The 18,091-nt window shown below is 76.0% G+C and carries 16 protein-coding genes; 10 read left to right on the forward strand and 6 right to left on the reverse strand.

The genetic code is table 11. The features are described from left to right. Nucleotides 1–262: 262 nt before the first annotated feature. The 8 genes from ACZ7LB_RS13275 to ACZ7LB_RS13310 all read left to right on the forward strand — a co-directional run bounded on the left by ACZ7LB_RS13275 (nucleotide 263) and on the right by ACZ7LB_RS13310 (nucleotide 7,943). Nucleotides 263–784, forward strand: coding sequence for an SH3 domain-containing protein (locus ACZ7LB_RS13275; protein WP_471467770.1), 522 nt, complete (start codon nucleotides 263–265; stop codon nucleotides 782–784). A gap of 118 nt (nucleotides 785–902) precedes the next feature. Further along, a complete protein-coding gene (locus ACZ7LB_RS13280) occupies nucleotides 903–2,237 on the forward strand; it encodes an FtsW/RodA/SpoVE family cell cycle protein (protein WP_471468013.1) in 1,335 nt (444 codons plus the stop codon). Continuing rightward, nucleotides 2,234–3,691, forward strand: coding sequence for a penicillin-binding transpeptidase domain-containing protein (locus ACZ7LB_RS13285; RefSeq protein ID WP_471467771.1), 1,458 nt, complete (start codon nucleotides 2,234–2,236; stop codon nucleotides 3,689–3,691). The genes ACZ7LB_RS13280 and ACZ7LB_RS13285 overlap by 4 nt, the downstream gene beginning before the upstream one ends. A 100-nt stretch (nucleotides 3,692–3,791) precedes the next feature. Then, nucleotides 3,792–4,337, forward strand: a complete 546-nt coding sequence (locus ACZ7LB_RS13290; RefSeq protein ID WP_471467773.1) for a DUF3291 domain-containing protein — start codon at nucleotides 3,792–3,794, stop codon at nucleotides 4,335–4,337. A 281-nt stretch (nucleotides 4,338–4,618) separates the two neighbouring features. Next, nucleotides 4,619–5,557, forward strand: coding sequence for an AurF N-oxygenase family protein (locus ACZ7LB_RS13295; protein WP_471467775.1), 939 nt, complete (start codon nucleotides 4,619–4,621; stop codon nucleotides 5,555–5,557). 194 nt (nucleotides 5,558–5,751) lie between these two features. Next, the gene (locus tag ACZ7LB_RS13300) at nucleotides 5,752–6,411 is read left to right on the forward strand and encodes a TetR/AcrR family transcriptional regulator (RefSeq protein ID WP_471467777.1); all 660 of its coding nucleotides are present in this window, start codon (nucleotides 5,752–5,754) and stop codon (nucleotides 6,409–6,411) included. A 4-nt stretch (nucleotides 6,412–6,415) separates the two neighbouring features. Then, nucleotides 6,416–6,715, forward strand: coding sequence for a hypothetical protein (locus ACZ7LB_RS13305; protein WP_471467779.1), 300 nt, complete (start codon nucleotides 6,416–6,418; stop codon nucleotides 6,713–6,715). Between the two features lie 103 nt (nucleotides 6,716–6,818). Beyond that, nucleotides 6,819–7,943 (forward strand): C40 family peptidase, encoded by a 1,125-nt coding sequence (locus ACZ7LB_RS13310; RefSeq protein WP_471467781.1) that lies wholly within the window; start codon nucleotides 6,819–6,821, stop codon nucleotides 7,941–7,943. A gap of 92 nt (nucleotides 7,944–8,035) precedes the next feature. Here the strand turns inward: ACZ7LB_RS13310 and ACZ7LB_RS13315 are convergent, their stop codons facing one another. The 5 genes from ACZ7LB_RS13315 to ACZ7LB_RS13335 all read right to left on the reverse strand — a co-directional run bounded on the left by ACZ7LB_RS13315 (nucleotide 8,036) and on the right by ACZ7LB_RS13335 (nucleotide 14,629). Then, on the reverse strand, nucleotides 8,036–9,316 hold the full coding sequence (locus ACZ7LB_RS13315) for a styrene monooxygenase/indole monooxygenase family protein (protein WP_471467783.1): 1,281 nt from the start codon (nucleotides 9,314–9,316) through the stop codon (nucleotides 8,036–8,038). Between the two features lie 103 nt (nucleotides 9,317–9,419). Further along, entirely contained in the window at nucleotides 9,420–10,061 is a 642-nt protein-coding gene (locus tag ACZ7LB_RS13320; RefSeq protein ID WP_471467785.1) for a GTP-binding protein, read from the reverse strand. After that, a complete protein-coding gene (locus ACZ7LB_RS13325) occupies nucleotides 10,042–10,464 on the reverse strand; it encodes a DUF742 domain-containing protein (RefSeq protein WP_471467787.1) in 423 nt (140 codons plus the stop codon). The genes ACZ7LB_RS13320 and ACZ7LB_RS13325 overlap by 20 nt, the downstream gene beginning before the upstream one ends. Beyond that, nucleotides 10,461–10,964, reverse strand: a complete 504-nt coding sequence (locus tag ACZ7LB_RS13330) for a roadblock/LC7 domain-containing protein (protein WP_161227952.1) — start codon at nucleotides 10,962–10,964, stop codon at nucleotides 10,461–10,463. The genes ACZ7LB_RS13325 and ACZ7LB_RS13330 overlap by 4 nt, the downstream gene beginning before the upstream one ends. Further along, on the reverse strand, nucleotides 10,961–14,629 hold the full coding sequence (locus ACZ7LB_RS13335) for a sensor histidine kinase (protein ID WP_471467789.1): 3,669 nt from the start codon (nucleotides 14,627–14,629) through the stop codon (nucleotides 10,961–10,963). The genes ACZ7LB_RS13330 and ACZ7LB_RS13335 overlap by 4 nt, the downstream gene beginning before the upstream one ends. 450 nt (nucleotides 14,630–15,079) lie before the next feature. On the opposite strand from ACZ7LB_RS13335, the gene ACZ7LB_RS13340 reads away from it, so the two are divergent. Beyond that, complete coding sequence (locus ACZ7LB_RS13340) at nucleotides 15,080–15,871, forward strand: protein phosphatase 2C domain-containing protein (protein WP_471467790.1); 792 nt, start codon at nucleotides 15,080–15,082, stop codon at nucleotides 15,869–15,871. 609 nt (nucleotides 15,872–16,480) lie between these two features. Here the strand turns inward: ACZ7LB_RS13340 and ACZ7LB_RS13345 are convergent. Then, a complete protein-coding gene (locus tag ACZ7LB_RS13345; protein WP_471467792.1) occupies nucleotides 16,481–16,975 on the reverse strand; it encodes a MarR family winged helix-turn-helix transcriptional regulator in 495 nt (164 codons plus the stop codon). A 252-nt stretch (nucleotides 16,976–17,227) separates the two neighbouring features. On the opposite strand from ACZ7LB_RS13345, the gene ACZ7LB_RS13350 reads away from it, so the two are divergent. Beyond that, the gene (locus ACZ7LB_RS13350; RefSeq protein ID WP_471467794.1) at nucleotides 17,228–18,058 is read left to right on the forward strand and encodes a lysozyme; all 831 of its coding nucleotides are present in this window, start codon (nucleotides 17,228–17,230) and stop codon (nucleotides 18,056–18,058) included. Nucleotides 18,059–18,091 lie beyond the last annotated feature (33 nt).

An 18,091-nucleotide genomic window follows, 5' to 3' on the forward strand; every position in this document is an offset into this window, starting at 1 on the left:
CGAACCCACGGCCCCGCCCCGGACTCCGGCGGCCGGGAACCCCGCGCCGTGGTCCGCCGTGCCCCACCGCGCACCCCCACCGCGCCCCACCACGTACCCCCGCCGCGCCGCAAGCCCCCGCCCCGCCCCGCACACGCCGCCGTACGCCCGCCCGGGGCCCCGATGGCGCAGTGAGACGGGCGGGGCGCCGGGGGCGCTTCTAAGGTGGCGTTTGCCCACCTTCGACACCGTTCCGGTGCACTCGTCCTCCCGGGAGGTTCCCATGCCGACGTGGCAGCCGCGCCCCGTCCCCGTCCGCCGGTTCGCCATAGCGGTGGCCGCCGGAGCGCTCCTCGCCTCCGTGGCCGCCACCCCCGCGGGCGCGGCCGACGGCCCGGACCCGGGGCCCTCGGCGGCCACCGGGCAGAACGCCCACGGCGAACGGCCCGGCGGCGGCTCCGGCGACGGGGGCGGCGGGGGCAACGGAGCCGGGGGTCACGAGGGCACCGGGGGCGGAGGCCACGAGGGCACCGGCGACGGGGGCGGCGGCACCGGGCGGCCGGAGCAGAGCGGCGCCTACCGGGGCGTCGTCACCGCCGACCGGCTGGCCCTGCGCACCTCGCCCACCCGCGGCGGGGACGTGATCCGCTACGCCCACCGGGGCGAGATCGTCTCCATCCACTGCAAGACCCCCGGTGACACCGTGCGGGGCAATCCGCTCTGGTACCTCCTCACGGACGGCACCTGGGCCTGGGGCACCGCCCGGTACATCGACAACATCGGCCCCGCACCGCGCTGGTGCTGACGCCGGAGGACCGCGGATGACGACGGCCGGAGCGGGACCCGGCACCGGGACCGGGCACGGCACGGGAGACGGCGGGCACGGCACCGGGCACGGCACCGGCGCCGGACCGGGCATCGGGATGGCCGTGGCCGAGGCGGACGCCCCCGAACCCACCGCCGGGCTCCCCCGGCGCCGCGGCGTCGAACTCGCCCTCATCCTGCTGGCCGTGCTGCTCTCGGTCTGCGGCTACTGCGCCGTGGGCCTCGCCCGGCACGGCACCCTCCCGCCCGGCGCCGCCGGCTACGGCGCCGGGCTCGGCGTGCTCGCGGTCCTCGCGCACCTCGCCGTCCGGCTGCGCGCCCGGTACGCCGACCCGCTGCTGCTGCCCATCGGGGTCCTGCTCAACGGCCTCGGCCTGGTCCTCATCTACCGGCTGGACCTGGAGACGCCGGGCGACCGGGCGGCCCCCGCGCAGCTCGTCTGGTCGACGCTGGGCATCGGGCTGTTCACCCTGGTCGTGCTGCTGCTGCGCGACCACCGCGTGCTCCAGCGCTACGCCTACGTGTCGGTCGCCGCCGCGCTGGTGCTGCTGACCCTGCCGATCCTCTTCCCGGCGGTCAACGGGGCCCGGATCTGGCTGCGGGTCGGGGACCTGTCGATCCAGCCCGGGGAGTTCGCCAAGGTCCTCCTCGCGGTGTTCTTCGCCGCCTATCTGGCCGCCAACCGGGGCGCGCTGGCGTACGCGGGGCGCCGGGTGTGGGGGCTGCGGCTGCCCACCGGGCGGGTGCTCGGCCCGATCCTCGCGGTGTGGCTGGTCAGCGTGCTGGTGCTGGTGCTGGAGCGGGACCTCGGGACCTCGCTGCTGTTCTTCGGCCTGTTCGTGGTCCTGCTGTACGTGGCGACCGGCCGCAGCGGCTGGATCGCCGTCGGCCTGCTGCTGGCCTCGCTGGGCGCGCTCGCCGTGGGGTGGCTGGAGCCGCACGTGCACGCGCGGGTGGAGGACTGGCTGCACCCCTTCGCCTCCATCGAGGCGGGCCAGGGGCCCAACCAGCTCGCGCAGTCGCTGTTCGCGTTCGCGGCGGGCGGCTGGACGGGGACGGGGCTGGGGCTCGGCCACTCGGCCCTCATCGGCTTCGCGGTGAAGTCCGACTTCATCCTCGCCACCGCGGGCGAGGAGCTGGGCTTCCTCGGGCTGGCCGCGCTGTTCCTGCTCTACGGGCTGCTGGTGGAGCGGGGGCTGCGGGCGGGCCTGGGCGCCCGCGACCCCTTCGGCCGGCTGCTGGCCGTCGGCCTCTCCTCCATCCTGGCGCTCCAGGTGTTCGTCATCGCGGGCGGGGTGACGGGGCTGATCCCGCTGACCGGGATGGCGATGCCGTTCCTGGCGCAGGGCGGCTCGTCGGTCGTGACCAACTGGGCGATGGTGGCGCTGCTCATCCGGATCAGCGACGCGGCCCGGCGCGGGGCGCGGCCATGACCCGCAACATCCGGCACGCCGCCCTCTTCTGTGCGCTGCTGCTGGCCGCGCTGCTCGCGAACGCGGTCCGGGTGCAGCTGGTCCGCGCCCCGGAGTACGACGGCAACCCGGCCAACCGCCGCCCGGACATCGCCCGTTACCAGCAGCCTCGCGGGAACATCCTGGTCGGCGGGCGGGCCGTCACCGGTTCCCGGGACACCGGCGAGCACCTGCGCTTCGAGCGGACGTACGCCGACGGTCCGCTGTACGCGCCGGTGACCGGCTTCGCCTCGCAGGCGTACGGCACGACGCTGCTGGAGCACGCGGAGGACGGGCTGCTGTCGGGCGCCGATCCGGTGCTGGCGCCGCTGCCGCTGTGGAACGACGTCACCGGCGGCCGCAGCCCGGGGGGCGACGTGGTGACGACCGTCGACCCGGCGGCGCAGCGGGCGGCGTACGAGGGGCTGGGGGCGCGCAAGGGGGCGGTGGCGGCGGTCGACCCGGCGACGGGGCGGGTGCTGGCGCTGGTGTCCACGCCGTCGTACGACCCGCAGTTGCTGTCCGGCAACGGCGCGGACGCCAACGGCACCTGGGCCCGGCTGAACCGCGATCCGGACAAGCCGATGCTCAACCGCGCGGTGCGGGGCACCTATCCGCCGGGGTCGACCTTCAAGGTGGTCACGGCGGCGGCGGCGCTGGACGCCGGGGTGGTGCGCGACCTGGACGCGCCGACCCTCACCCCCGACCCGTACACCCTGCCGGGGACGCGGACGCGGCTGACCAACGAGGGCGACGGGTGCCGGAACGCCTCGCTGCGGGACGCCTTCGAGTGGTCGTGCAACACGGTCTTCGCGAAGCTGGGCGTGGACGTGGGGGTGGCGGGGATGGCGGCCTCGGCGGAGGCGTTCGGGTTCAACGACGAGGGGCTGCGCATCCCGTTCTCCGTCGCCCGGTCGACGTTCGACACCGAGGTGGACCGGGCGCAGCTCGGGCTGTCGTCGATCGGCCAGTACAACACCCGGGCGACCCCGTTGCAGATGGCGATGGTGGCGGCGGCCGTGGCGGACGGCGGCCAGGTGCGGGCGCCGTACCTGGTGGAGCGGACGGTGCGGGCGGGCGGCAGCCTGGTGGCGGCGGCCGGGTCGCGGCCGGTGCGGGAGGCGATGCGGCCGTCGACGGCGCGGCGGCTGAAGGAGCTGATGGCGGGGGTCGTGGAGCACGGCACCGGCGCCAACGCGGCGATCCCGGGCGCCCTGGTGGGCGGCAAGACCGGCACGGCGCAGCACGGGGTGGGCAACGCGGGGACGCCGTACGCCTGGTTCGTGTCCTGGGCGCAGCGGGACGGGGAGGCCCGGCCGCGGGTCGCGGTGGCGGTGGTGGTGGAGGGGGCGCCCGGGGAGCGGGAGGAGATCAGCGGGGGCGGGCTGGCGGCGCCGGTGGCCCGGGCGGTGATGGAGGCGGTGCTGGGCGGGTGAGCCGGCGCGGGCGGCGGCCCCCGTCCGGCCCGGAGGGGTACGGGCGCCCCAACCACCGCCGGTCGCAGCGGTGTTGGGGGAGCGATCTAGCATCCGGTGCATGGATACTTCCGGACACCGGCTCGCCCAGGTCAACATCGCCCGTCTCAGGGCCCCTCTGGACTCGCCCCTGCTCAAGGACTTCGTCGACGCGCTCGACCCGGTGAACGCGGTCGCCGACGCGGCGCCGGGGTTCGTGTGGCGGCTCCAGGACGAGTCGGGCAACGCCACGGAGGTGCCGGTGCTCGGCGACTCCTGGCTGATCGTCAACATGTCGGTGTGGCGGGACACGGACGCCCTGACGGCGTTCATGTACCAGGGGCGGCACCGGGAACTGCTGGCCAGGCGGCGGGAGTGGTTCGAACGGCTGTCGGAGGCGGTGACCGCGCTGTGGTGGGTGCCGTCGGACCACCGGCCGACGGTGGCCGAGGCGGAGGAACGGCTGCTGCATCTGCGGGCGCACGGGCCGACGCCGTACGCGTTCACCCTGCGCACGTCGTTCCCGCCGGGGCCGGCGGAGCCGGTGGCGGCGGAGGCCGAGCCGGTGGCGGCGGGGGCGTCCCCGGTGGCCGACGGGAGACCGGAGGAGGCGGGCAGCCCGGTCTGACGGCGGCGCGGCACGGGTCCCGGCTCCGTCGGCCCGCGACCCGTGCCACCCGGGGGTTCGGGGCGCCGCCCCGGAGACCCGCCGAGGGAGCCCCTCCCCCACGGAGCCCGCCCGGGAGGTGCCGCCCCGGCTCCGCCCGCGAGCGGCCCGGGCCCCCTCCCCCCGCCCCTGTCACCGACAAGTGCCGCGCGGGGGATTGACGGTCTTGCTGACAGGCAGTCTCATAAGAGGGGATGAGTGACCGCCGGTAACACCGAACCGCACGACGAGGTGGGACAGCCATGACGATCCCGACGGAAGCCGACGCGCTCGACGGCCCGCGCGACGCGCTCGGTCCGCTCAAGGACCGGGAGCGGGTGGCCGAACGGCTGCTCGCCTCCTCCGCCCGCCACTCCTTCGACCCCGACCGGGAGCTGGACTGGGACGCCCCCTTCGAGGACGGCAAGTGGTTCTGGCCACCGGAGCTGGTCTCCCTGTACGACACCCCGATGTGGCGGCGGATGGGCGAGGAGCAGCGCGTCCTGCTCTCCCGGCACGAGGCCGCCGCGCTCGCCTCGCTCGGCATCTGGTTCGAGCTGATCCTCATGCAGCTGCTGGTCCGGCACGCCTACGACAAGCCGGCGACCAGCGCCCATGTGCGCTACGCGCTCACCGAGATCGAGGACGAGTGCCGCCACTCCAGGATGTTCGCCCGGCTGATCACCCGGAGCGGCGCCCCCTGGTACCCGGTCGGCCGGGCCCACCAGCAGCTGGGGCGGCTGTTCAAGACCGTCTCCACCACGCCCGGCTCCTTCACCGCCACCCTGCTCGGCGAGGAGGTGCTCGACTGGATGCAGCGGCTGACCTTCCCCGACGAGCGCGTCCAGCCGCTGGTCCGCGGCGTCACCCGGATCCACGTGGTGGAGGAGGCCCGCCACGTCCGCTACGCCCGGGAGGAGCTGCGCCGCCAGATGGTGACCGCCCCGAGGTGGTCCCGGGAGCTCACCCGGATCAGCTCGGGCGAGTTCGCCCGGGTCTTCTCCGTCGCCTTCGTCAACCCCGAGGTGTACACCGGCGTCGGCCTGGACCGGCACGAGGCCGTGGCCCAGGTCAGGGCCAGCGGACACCGCCGCGAGGTGATGCGGACCGGCGCCGGGCGGCTCACCGGCTTCCTCGACGACATCGGGGTCCTGCGCGGCGTCGGCCGCCGCCTCTGGCGCTCCTCGGGCCTGCTCGCCTGACGACCGCCCCGGGGCCCGGGACGGAAGGCCGGGGACCCGAGGCCGGGGCCGGCAGCCGACCGAAGGCCGGTCGTGACCGGGGCCTGGGCCTGGCCCGGAGCCGGGACCGCTCACGGGACCGGGGCCGGGACCGGGACCGGGAGCGGGCGTTCCCGGCGGGGCCGCCGCCGGGCCCCGGCCGCTACCCTGCGCCCATGACCCCGCAGGCCCCCACCCCCGCCTACCGCAGGCTCAGCGTCGAGGAGCGCCGCGGCCAGCTCCTCGACACGGCGCTCGGCCTCTTCGCCCACCGGCCGCCGGAGGAGGTCTCCCTGGACGACGTGGCGGAGCGGGCCGGGGTCTCCCGTCCGCTGGTCTACCGGTACTTCCCCGGCGGCAAGCAGCAGCTCTACGAGGCCGCCCTCGGCTCGGCCGCCGACGCGCTGCGGTCCTGCTTCGACGAGCCCCCGGAGGGCCCGCTGCCCGACCGGCTGGCCCGCGCCCTCGACCGCTATCTGGCCTTCGTCGACGGGCACGGCCCCGGGTTCAGCGCCCTGCTGCGCGGCGGCAGCGTCGCGGCGACCTCCCGCACCGCCGCCATCGTGGACGGGGTGCGCCGGGCCGCCGCCGGGCACATCCTGCGCCACCTGGACGCCGCCGACCCCGGTCCCCGGCTGCGGATGACGGTGCGCGTGTGGATCACGGCGGTGGAGGCGGCCTCGCTCATCTGGCTGGACGAGGGCCGGCAGCCGCCGGTGGAGGAGCTGCGGGACTGGCTGGTGGAGCAGTTCCTCGCGGCACTGGCGGTCACCGCCCGGCACGACCCGCGGACCGCCGCGCTCCTCGGGGCGCCCGCGGCGGATGTCCGACACTGATCCGGTGAAGAGCGAAGACACCCCCTTCGAGGGCGGTCCCATGGACGGCCGGGTGCTGCCCGTGCTGGTCGGCATGACGGGCCACCCCCCGAAGACCTACCGCATCCCCGTCCCCGCCCCCGGCGGCGGTCCGCCCACCGTGCTGGTCTACCGGCGCGTCCCCCGCTCCGAACGCCCCCGGGCCGGGTTCGCCCGCTGGAAGTACGCCTACGACCCCGGGGGCGACCGGGGCCCCCGGGTGCGCTGGCCCTGGTCCCGGCCGCACGCCACGCCGGACGGCAAGCCGGACGACGCCCACGGGTGACTCCGTTGCGCCGAACCGCGCACATCCGGCGCGCGGACCCGGCGCCATCGCCCGATATTCACCGTGCGGAGCGGAGGGCCCGCCCCGCGGCGGAGGTGATGGCGTGTCAGGAAGGTTCCCGCGTCTGGTGTGCACGGCGGCGTTGACGGCCGGTCTCGTCCTCGCGCCGCTGCCCGCCGGGGCCGCCCCGGGGCCGGGCGGCGCGGCCGGCGGCCGGACCCCGGCCGAACTGCTGACGGACCTCCAGCGGCTCTACCGGGAGGCCGAGAAGGCCACCGAGACCTACAACGGCACCGCCGAGCGGCTCGGCACCCGGCGCGCCGAGGTGAAGCGGCTGGACACCGAGCTGGCGCGGGCCCGGACCTCCCTCGGCGACAGCCGGGCCGCCGCCGGATCGCTGGCCCGCCAGCAGTACCGGGACGGCGGTGCCCTCTCCCTCTATCTCCGGCTGCTGCTGGCCCGCGATCCGCAGGGCGCCCTCGAACAGGGCCATGTGCTCGCCCGGCTGGCCCGGGAGCGGGCCGGGGTGGTGGGCCGGCTGGCCCGGGACGAGCGGCGGACCGAGGCGCTGGCCCGGCGCGCCCGCACCGCCCTGGGCGCCCAGCTCGCCCTGGCCGCCGAGCAGCGGCGGCAGCGCGACGAGGTCCGGCGCGGTCTCGCCGACGTGGAGCGGCTGCTGGCCGCGCTCACCCCGGAGCAGCGGGCCGGGGTGGCCGCGCTGGAGCGCTCGGGCACCGCCCTGGCGCAGGAGCGGCTGCTGGCGTCCGGCGCGCTCGGCGACGACGGGAAGCCGTCGGCGGCGGGCCGCAGCGCGGTGCGGTTCGCGGTGGGCCAGCTCGGCAAGCCCTACGTCTGGGGCGCGCAGGGCCCGTCGTCCTACGACTGCTCGGGGCTGACCTCGGCGGCCTGGCGGCGGGCGGGCCGGGCGATCCCGCGCACCAGCCAGGAGCAGTGGGCGCGGCTGCGCCGGGTGCCGATGTCCGCGCTGCGCCCCGGCGACCTGGTCGTCTACTTCCCGGAGGCGACCCATGTGGCGCTGTACCTCGGCGGCGGCCTGGTCGTGCAGGCGCCGCGCCCCGGGGCCCGGGTCAAGGTCTCCCCGGTCGCGGCCAACCCGGTCCTCGGCGCCGTGCGCCCCGACCCGGAGGGCGTGCCCCTGCGCCGGTACACGCCGCCCTCACTGCCGGCGGGGGCGGCGGCCGGGTCCGACGCGGGGTTCGCCGGGTAGCCCCGGGGCCGGGCGGCCGCCGGCCCGGGGCCGTCCGACGGCCGCCGCCGGCGTCGCCCGTGGGGCGGCCGACGGGAATCGCCGGACCGGTCTCAGGGGGCCTTGGCCGGGGCGGCCGGGGGCGTGGCGCCCAGCCCGGCCAGGTAGGAGCCGGTCAGCTCGGGGTCGTAGAAGAACTTCTCGAAGTCGGAGGGGTCGTCGAAGCCGTTGGCGAAGCGGTCGGCGGCCGGCTGGAGCTGCCCGGCGGCGCCCACGAGGTCCAGGACGTGCCCGGGCGGCGGGGCGAGCATGGCGTTGGTCCACTTGGTGACGTGCCGGGCGGTGTCCCAGTAGCGGTCGAAGGTCCGCAGCATCCACTCCTCGTCGAAGGGCCGGTCGCCGTGCTCGACGATCGAGGCGAGGTAGCTGGCGGCGCATTTGGAGGCCGAGTTGGAGCCCTGGCCGGTGACCGGGTCGTTGGCGACGACGACGTCCGCGACGCCGAGGACGAGTCCGCCGCCGGGCAGCCGTCCGACGGGGTGGCGGACGGTGGGGGCGTAGCGCCCGGCGAGGGTGGCGCCCGCGTCGGTCAGTTCGACCCCGGTGGCCCGCGCGTACTCCCAGGGGAGGAAGGTCCTCATCAGGCCGAGGGTGAGGGAGAGGTGCTCCGCCGGGTCCTTGACTCCCCGGAAGACGTCGAGGGGGCCGCCCGGTATGCCCTCCCAGAAGAGGATGTCGGCGCGGCCGGAGGTGGTGAGGGTCGGCATGACGAACATCTCGCCGACGCCGGGCACCAGGTTGCAGCGGACGGCCTCGGTGTCCGGGTGCTCGGGGCGCGGGCCCAGCCCGTGGACGTACGCCACCGCCAGCGCCCGCTGCGGCTCGGCGTACGGGGAGCGGGAGCCGTCCCGGCCGAACATCCCCACCAGTTCGCCCTTGCCCGCGGCGACCAGGACGAGGTCGTAGGCGCGGGAGAAGTAGTCGAGGTCGCCCACCGCGGCACCGTGGATGACCAGTTGGCCGCCGCGCTGGGCGAAGGTCTCCATCCAGCCGGCCATCTTCACCCGCTGGTCGACGGACTGGGCGAAGCCCCGCAGCCGCCCGAGCCAGTCGACCGCCCGGCGGGTGGGGCCGGGGTCGTGGGAGCCGGGGACGGCCACCGAGACGCCGAGCCCCTCGATCCTCGGTGCCTGGGACTCCCAGAAGTTCAGCCCGAGGTCGCGCTCGTGCTGGAGGGCGGTGTGGAACATGCACTGCGTCGACATGACCCGGCCGGTGCGGATCTCGTCCGCGGTCCGGTTGGACATCAGGGTGACCTCGTAGCCGTGGGACTGGAGGCCCAGGGCCAGTTGCAGGCCGGACTGCCCGGCTCCGACGACGAGTATCTTCCGCATGCGGCGTTCGACTCCTACTCGGGTTGCGTCTGCTGGGGCGCGGCCGGCCGGTTCCGGCGGGGGGTCCGGGTGCACGGGGTCCCCGGGTGTCCGGGGGTCCGGTCTACTCGGGGGTCTCGTCGAGCGCGTGGCCCACGAGGGACAGCAGCGTCTCGACGACGGAGACCCGGTTGCGCGCGTCCATGATCACGACGGGTATGTGCGGGGGGACCGACAGCGCCTCGCGCACGTCCGCCGCGTCGAACAGCTCACTGCCGTCGAAGTGGTTGACGGCGACGATGTACGGCAGCCGGCAGCTCTCGAAGTAGTCCAGCGCCGGGAAGCAGTCCTTCAGACGGCGGGTGTCGGCCAGCACGACGGCGCCGATCGCGCCGCGCACCAGGTCGTCCCACATGAACCAGAAGCGCTGCTGGCCGGGGGTGCCGAACAGATGGAGGACCAGGCTGTCGTCGAGGGTGATGCGGCCGAAGTCCATGGCCACGGTGGTGGTGAGCTTGCCCGGGGTGGCGCTGAGGTCGTCGGTCCCGGCGCTCGCCTCGGTCATCAGCGCCTCGGTCTGCAGGGGCGTGATCTCCGAGACGGTGGTGACCAGGGTGGTCTTGCCCACGCCGAAGCCGCCGGCCACCACGATCTTGGTGGCGACGGGGGCGCGGGTGCGGTCGGTCTGCCACGGCAGCAGCGGTCCGTCGTCGGTCCCGGCGAGCGGAGCGCCGCCGACGGCGGCGTCAGAGACGGCGGAGTCCACTGAGCACCCTTTCGAGCAGAACACGGTCCGGGCGGCCCGTGCCATGGCCGGTCCCGGTGCCGTAGACACGGATCTTTCCCTGGTCCGCCAGGTCGCTGAGCAGCACGCGGACGACGCCGAGCGGCATCCTCAGCAGGGCGGAGATCTCGGCCACCGTACGCATCCGGCGGCAGAGTTCGACGATGGCCCGCATCTCGGGCATCACCCGGGAGGCCGGGCCGGCCAGTTCGCGGCGCTCCCCGGCGGCCTCGATCGCGGTGGCGCCGACGAAGGTCTCCACCAGCAGGACGTGGCCGAAGCGGGTGCGGCCGCTGGTGAGCGAGTAGGGGCGCACCCGGGCGGGCTTGCGGTCGGCGCCGCGCACCGGCAGGTCGCCGCGGTTCGCGGCGGCACGGTCGGTCATCGCGCGCTCCCGGCCGGCTCGCCCTCCAGCGACCTGCGCAGCTCGCTGCGGAGTTCGGGGGTCAGCACATGTCCGGCGCGGCCGACGAACAGGGCCATGTGGTAGGCCACCACGCTCATGTCGCAGTCGGCGGAGCCGTGCACGCCGAGCAGCGAGCCGTCGCTGATCGACATGACGAAGAGGCTGCCCTCCTCCATGGCGACCATGGTGTGCTTGACGCCGCCGAACTCCAGCAGCTTGGCGGCGCCCACGGTGAGGCTGCCCACGCCGGAGACGACGGTGGCCAGGTCGGCGGCGTGGCCCCGGGGCCCGGCGGGGGCGTCGTCGTGGTTCCTGCGGGCCTCGTCGTGGCGGCCGGGGTCGGAGGAGAGGAGCAGCAGTCCGTCCGAGGAGACCACGGCGACGGACCGGATGCCGGGGACCTCCTCGACCAGGTTCGTCAACAGCCAGTGCAGGTTGCGGGCTTCACTGCTCGGTCGGAGCGTACTGGGCGCGGTCAACTGCTTGCCTCCTCGACGGTGCCCCCCGTTGCTTCCTCGGTCGTCCCTGCTGCCGCCGGGGACCGGTGCCCGGCCGTCCGGTCGGCGATCTCCGCCTCGACATCGCGCCGCCCGGCCTCCGCCCCCCGGCGGAAGCCTCCCAGACGGCGTCGCAGCGCCTCGGCGTCGACGGAACCCGTGCGCGGCCGCTCGGCCGGCGTGGGAGTGGTGAGCTTCGGGGTCCGCTTGGGCAGCCCCTTGTCGGTGACGGGCTCGGCCTGCCGGTCGGTGGCCTCGTCGGGGGTGCGCTCATGGGCGTCGGGGCCGATGGCGTAGGGGTCGTCGGCGGGGGCCTGCGCCGGTGCGGGGAGCAGGAGCGCCATGGTGGTGTCGTCGGGCAGTTCCCGGCGGCCGCGGGTGGCCGGGGCGGGGTCCCCGGCGGGGCCGTCCCCCTGGGGGGCGTTCGCGTCGGGGGCGTCCGCGTCGGCGGCGCCGCCGGAGCGGGGCGCGGGGGTGCGGGGGGCCGCCGGGGGCTCGGGGGTCTCCGGAGCGGGCGGGGCGGCGGGAGCCGCGGGGGCCTGTGGGGCGGTCCCGGTCGCGGAGGTCCGGGGGGCCCCGGCCCGCGGGGGCCCGGGGGTCTCCCCGGCGGCGGTGGGCGCGCGGTCCGCGAGGGCGGTGGCGGGGGCCGCGAAGGGGGCGGCGGCGTCCGGGGCCGCCGGGGTGCGCGGGGTCTCCGTGCGCGGGGCGGGCTCCGGGGTGTCCGGGGTCCCGTCCACGGCAGCGGTGTCCGGGGCCGCCGTGGCTCCGGCGCCGGGCCGGGTCCCCCCGGAGGTCCCGGGGGTGGCGGTGGTCTCGGCGCCCTCGGTGCCGGGGGCGGCCGGGGCGGTGTCGGGCTCGGGGCCGGGGCCGGAAGCCGGGACGGAAGACACGGTGTCGGACGGGTCCGGGGCGGCGGACGGGGCCGCCCCCTCGGTGTCCTCGCCCGGCGAGGAGGCACCCTGCCGCTCGGAGGCGGCGGCGCCCGTGCCGGAGGCGTCGGTACCGGGGGCGTCGGTACCGGGGGCGCCCGAGCCGGGGGCGTCGGTGCCGGGGGCGTCGGTGCCGGGGGCGCCCGTTCCGGGGGCGCCCGTTCCGGGGGCATCGGTGCCGACGGTCTCCGGGTCCGGGGCGGTCGTGCCGGGGGCGTCCGGGTTCGAGGCATCCGGATCGGGAGCGTCCGAGTCCGCGGCATCCAGGTCCGGGACGTCCGTGCCCGGGGCATCCGTGCCCGGGACGTCCGGCGTCGAGGTGTCCGGCGTCGGGGTGTCCCCGCCCGCCCCGGCCCGCGCCGGGGCGTCCGCCTCACCCCGCGCCGGGTCCCGGGTGCCCTCCGTGACGGCGTCCGGCTCCGCGCGGCGTGCCGCCGGGACGGTGGGCGTCTTCGCGGAGCCCTGGGCGGCGCGGCCGGGCAGGACGTTGGAGTTGGCCTCCGAGTCGGCGCCCGGCAGCGAGACCGTGCCGGACTCCTCGGCCCCCGGGGCGGCGGCGGACGGCGCGACCGCGGCCGGCGGCTCCGCCGCGAGCAGCGTGGTCGGCAGGACCACGACGGCCGCGATCCCGCCCTGCTTCTGCTCCCGCAGCCGCACCCGCACCCCGTGCCGGTGGGCGAGGCGGGCGACGACGTAGAGGCCGAGCCCGAGCCCGTCCTCCTCGTCCTGCTCGTAGGGCGCCTCGGGGTCGAAGTCGGTGAGGCGGGCGTTGAGCCGCTCCAGCCGCTCGGCGGTCATGCCGATGCCCTCGTCCTGGACGGAGAGCATCACCTCGCCGTTCTCCAGCAGCCAGCCGGAGATCTCGGCGGGCAGGTCCGGCGGCGAGAACGAGGTGGCGTTCTCCATCAGCTCGGCGAGCAGGTGGGAGAGGTCGTCCGCGGCGAACCCGGCCACGTGCGCGCGCGGCGGCAGCGCGGCGATGCGGACCCGCTCGTACCGCTCGATCTCGCTGACCGCGGCCCGTACGACGTCGACCAGCGGCACCGGCCCGGAGCTGTGCTGGATGTGCTCGGTGCCGGCCAGCACGAGGAGGTTCTCGCTGTGCCGCCGCATCACGGTGGCGAAGTGGTCCAGCTTGAACAGGGTGGACAGGCGGTCCGGGTCCTGCTCGCGCTGCTCCAGGCTCTCGATGACGGCGAGCTGACGCTCGACCAGTCCGAGGGTGCGCAGGGCCAGGTTGACGAAGGTGCCGCCGATGCTCTTGCGCACCGTCTCCAGCCGGGCGGTGGATTCGGCCAGTTCGGAGCGGAGCTCCTCGCGGGCGTCGGCCATCCGCTGGCGCTGGCCGACCAGGTGCTTGCGGTCGGACTCCAGGGTGACGACCCGTTCGGCCAGCGTGGCGGCCTGCGCGTGCAGGGCATTGACGGAGCGGACGACCTGGGCGAACTCGTCGTTGCGGCCGGTGAAGGCGATGGGCTGCTCGGCCGCGGGCTGCTCGGCGGCGGCCAGCCGGGCGGAGCCCCGGCGCAGTACCGACAGCGGGCGGGTGAGGGTGCGGGCCATGGCCGTGGCGACGCCGAGGGCGAGCAGGATCAGGGCGCCGAGGGCGGCGATCCGCAGCTCCAGCCCGGTCACGTCGTCGTCCCGCAGTTGCTCCAGACCGGCGGTGCGCTTCTCGTAGAGGGCGGACTCGGCGCCGCGCATCGCGTCGATCCGGGCCGACAGGGCGGCGTCCAGCCGCTTGACCGAGGTGCGCAGGTCCTCGTCGGAGAGGACGGGCCGGTCGGTGAGCCCGGCCAGGTACTTCTCGGCCGAGTTGACCTCGGGTCCGGTGACGGTGGCGTCGTAGCGGTCGCGGCTCTCCCTGGGCGCGCCCTCGCGGAAGGCGGTGAGGGAGGCGTCGGAGCGCACCCGGGCCTGCTGGGCCGCGGTGGTGAGGGCGTCCCGGCGCTCGGTGTCGGCGTCGGAGGTGACCGTGGTCTCGGTGGGCAGCCCGGTGAGGGGGTCGATGACGGTCTGGGTGCTGCTGGGCACACTGAGGGCGGCGAGCAGCAGACCGCGGGTGGCGGCGGCCTGCTGGACGGCGGTGTCCAGCTCGGCCAGGGCGTGGGCGCCGGCGCCCGCGCGGGGCGGCATCCGCTCGGCCAGCTCCGTCGCCAGGGAGTGCAGCTCGGTGATGGTGCGGGTGTACTCCTCGTGCGCTTCGAGAGCGGTGCTCTTGCCGGTGAGCGCCGCTCTCCGCAGCGTCGCGATAGCGTCGAGGTCCTCGCGCAGGGCGGCGGGCGTGGCGGGATCGGCCCGCATCTCCTCCACCTGGCGGTCGACCCGGGCGCCGCGCTGCTCGGAGGGCGCCTTGGACCGCGGCCGCCCGGCGGCGATGTAGGGGGTGACCTCGTCCCGCTCGTCCGCGAGGGAGTGGGCGAGCGTCAGCGCGTCCTGGGTGCGGCCGGCCAGGGTCACGAGTGCCTGGGTGTCGTGGAGCTGCCCGGAGGCGGCGACGACCGAGGGCGCCCCGGCCCCGGCGACCGCGGCGGCGACGACCGCCACCGCGACGATGAGGCGGTTGCGGACGTGCGTGGGCCGGCCCTTGCCGACGGCGGGCGCCGGGGGGGCCGGTGGGGTGGCGGGTGCTCCCGGGGCGGAGGTGCCGGGGGTCCGCTCCGCGCTTTCCGCGGGGGCCGTCTGCTTGTCTCTGCGACGAGGCCGCGTCTTCTGCACCGGTGCTCGCATTCCTGACTCGTGTACCCGTGGGCCCGGGTGGCGCTCCGTCAAACTGGCCGGGCGGCGTGCGCCCTCCCCCAAGCTCCCGGCCGTCCCTCCCCGTCGGCTGCGCGTCGGGCGGGGTGGCCGCGTGAGCGGGGCAGACCCCCCACCGGTTCCCGACCATCCCAGTGCCGGTATGCGGTGGGCGGGCATCATCTGACCCGCCACCCGAAGGAGTGAACCCCGGAGGGGAGTTGAGGGGCAAGTTCCCCTGGCGCATGTCGGCCGCACCGGTGGCGTGCCGGTTGGACGTCCGCGACGGGCGGTGGGAGGATGTGCCGCCACGCCTTCCGGGACCACCGTATTCCCCGTCAAAAGCGGCACCGGAACAGGGCTGTCGCGTCGATTTGGTGAGAGTTGGCGGGCTTTCGCGGGTGACGTGAAGGGGTCGTGCAGACTGGCCGGATGCGTACGGAACTCGTCTCGGAACCCGGCCGGCCCGACCGCCCCAATGAGGACTTCGCGAGCGTCGGACTACCGGCGTCCGGACGGGGTGGCGCGCTCGTCGTCCTGGACGGGGTGACGCCGCCCCGGGGTGCCACGGGCTGTCTGCATTCCGTCCCGTGGTTCACCGCCCGTCTCGGCGGCGCGCTGACCGAACTGGCCGTTTCGCTCCCGGACGTCTCCCTGGCCGGGGTGCTGGGCCGGGCCATCGCCCGTACCGCGTCCGCCCACGCGGAGACCTGTGACCTTTCTCACCCGCGTACGCCGCAGGCGACGGTGGCCCTGGCCCGCTGGTCCGATTCCTGGGTGGAGTACCTGGTGCTCTGCGACTCGGCGCTGCTGGTGGAGGGGCCGGACGGCGGGGTCAGGGCGCTGCTCGACGACCGGCTGGCGCGGCTGCCGCGCTCGGCGCTGGCCTCGGAGGCGGAGGTGGACGCGGTGCTGCGGAACAAGGAGGGCGGCTTCTTCACGGCGGCGGCCGATCCGGCGGTGGCGGCGCGGGCGGTGACGGGGGTGCTGCCCCGGGGGGCGGTGCGGACGCTGGCGGCGCTGACGGACGGGGCGACGCGCTGGGTGGAGACGTTCCGGGAGGGCGACTGGGCGGACTGTCTGTCGGTGATCCGCGAGGAGGGCGCCCGCGCCCTGGTGGAGCGGGTCCGGCACCTGGAGCGGTCCGACGCGGCGCGCTCCCGCTCCTTCCTGGGCCGTTCCAAGACGCACGACGACGCGACGGTGGTCCACGCGGAACTGTGACCGGCACCGGGTGCGCCCCTCTCCCCCGGCGGGTGCCGCCGGGGACCGGGACGGTACGGACCCGGGCGGCGCCGACCGGGAACGGCACGAGGCCGGAACGGGCGCACCTCCGGAGCCGCCCCCGGGCGGACGGTCCCGAACCGTCGAGGGCGGGCCGGACGAGCGGACGCGGCGCGGGCGGACCGACGGCCGGGCCGACCGCTGGGCACGGCCGAGGCCGACCGGAACTCGGCACCGGCACCGGCACCGGCACCGGCACCGGTGACCGGACGCCACACGGGCGGGCCGGTCGCCGCGCGCCGGGCACGGCCGGAGCCGACCGGAACGCGGCGCGGGCGAAGTGAACGGACCGACACGGGCGGACCGACACGGGTGGACCGACCGAGGGCGCGGACAGGCCGGCGGACGCGACCAGTGCGGGTGGGCGACGGCCGGGCCGGAGCGCGTCCCGGGCGGGATGAGCGGAATCCGCACGCGTCCTGAACGGGGTGAGCGGACACCCGCGCGCGTCCCGGATGAGGTGAGCGGACACCGGCGCCCGTCCCGGATGAGGTGAGCGGACACCCGCGCGCGGCGCGGGCGGGGGGGTGAGCGGGGTCCGGCGCGCGGCTACTTGTCCATGCCCCGGTTCAGCTCGTGCAGCAGCCGGGCGAGTTCGGTCACCTCGCGCGGGTCCCATCCGGCCAGCCGGCGCGCGTAGCGGGCCCGGCGGGCGTCGCGGACCCTGCCGACCCGGTCCTGGCCGCGCGGGGTCAGGGTGATCAGCCAGGCGCGGCCGTCGGCGGGGTCCGGTTCGCGGGCGACGAGGCCCAGTTCCTCCAGGGCCCGCAACTGGCGGGACATCGTGGCCTTGCCCACGCCGATGTAGGCGGCGAGTTCGGTGGCGCGCTGCCCGCCGCACTCGCCGAGCCGGACGAGCAGCCCGTACGCGGAGGGTTCGAGGTCGGGGTGGACCTCCCGGGCCATCTCGCCCTGGCTGGCGCGGGCGCGGCGCAGCAGAACCGTCAGTTCCCGCTCCAGCGCCAGGAATCCGGGCTGGTTCACACCATTCGCGGGCACCGCCGGTCCGTCCCCGTGACCGCCGCCGATTCCGTCTTCGCGCACGTCAGCCCCTGTCTCGAAGTTCCCGGTCCTGAAAGTTTCCGCCAACGGCCCCCATCACCGCAGCTCCACAAGTATTTCGCAGGCTTAGACCAACGGAGGTTTCCCGTTCCCTTCCCACCCCCGTTCTACGTGCGTAGCGTCATGGACAGGACACGAATGGCATGGTCACGCCATACGGGCGGACCCCGTCGTGCCCACCCCCCACGCACCACACCCCCCCACCGAGCACCACCGAGCCATCGGAGGCACGTCATGCTCGCGCCCAGACCCGGATCCCCCCACCGCCGCCGGACCGCGGCCGCCGTCCTGTTCGCCGCCTTCTCCCTGCTACTGGCCCTGCCGGCGTCCCCCGCGTCCGCCGCCGACACCCCCGCCCGCGGCAGCGCCCACCTCGGCATGGGCGTCGTCGCCCACGACGGGCAGCAGCGCGGTTCCGGCCGCGCCGCGAACGCCGCCGTCCAGACCGAGGGCGTCGACGTCTCCAGCCACCAGGGCAACGTCGACTGGCCCACCCTGTGGTCCGGCGGCGTCAAGTGGGCCTACGCCAAGGCCACCGAGGGGACGTACTACACCAACCCCTACTTCGCCCAGCAGTACAACGGCTCCTACGGCGTCGGCATGATCCGGGGCTCGTACCACTTCGCCACCCCGGACACCACCGGCGGCGCCGTCCAGGCCAACTACTTCGTCGACCACGGCGGCGGCTGGTCCCGGGACGGCAGGACGCTGCCGGGCGCGCTCGACATCGAGTGGAACCCGTACGGGGACACCTGCTACGGGAAGAGCGCGGGCCAGATGGTCTCCTGGATCGCGGACTTCCTGAACACCTACAAGGCCCGCACGGGCCGCGACGCCGTCATCTACACGGCCACGAGCTGGTGGACCCAGTGCACCGGCAACTACGGCGGCTTCGCGGTGAACAACCCGCTGTGGATCGCCCGGTACGCGGACGCGGTGGGCACGCTGCCCGCCGGGTGGGGCTTCCAGACCATGTGGCAGTACACCTCCTCCGGCCCGACGGTGGGCGACCACAGCCGGTTCAACGGTGCCCTGGACCGGGTCCAGGCGCTGGCCAACGGCTGACCCCCGCCCCCTTCCGCACCGCGCGCACGGGCC

The sequence above is a fragment of the Streptomyces sp. NPDC107521 genome (assembly GCF_055598485.1).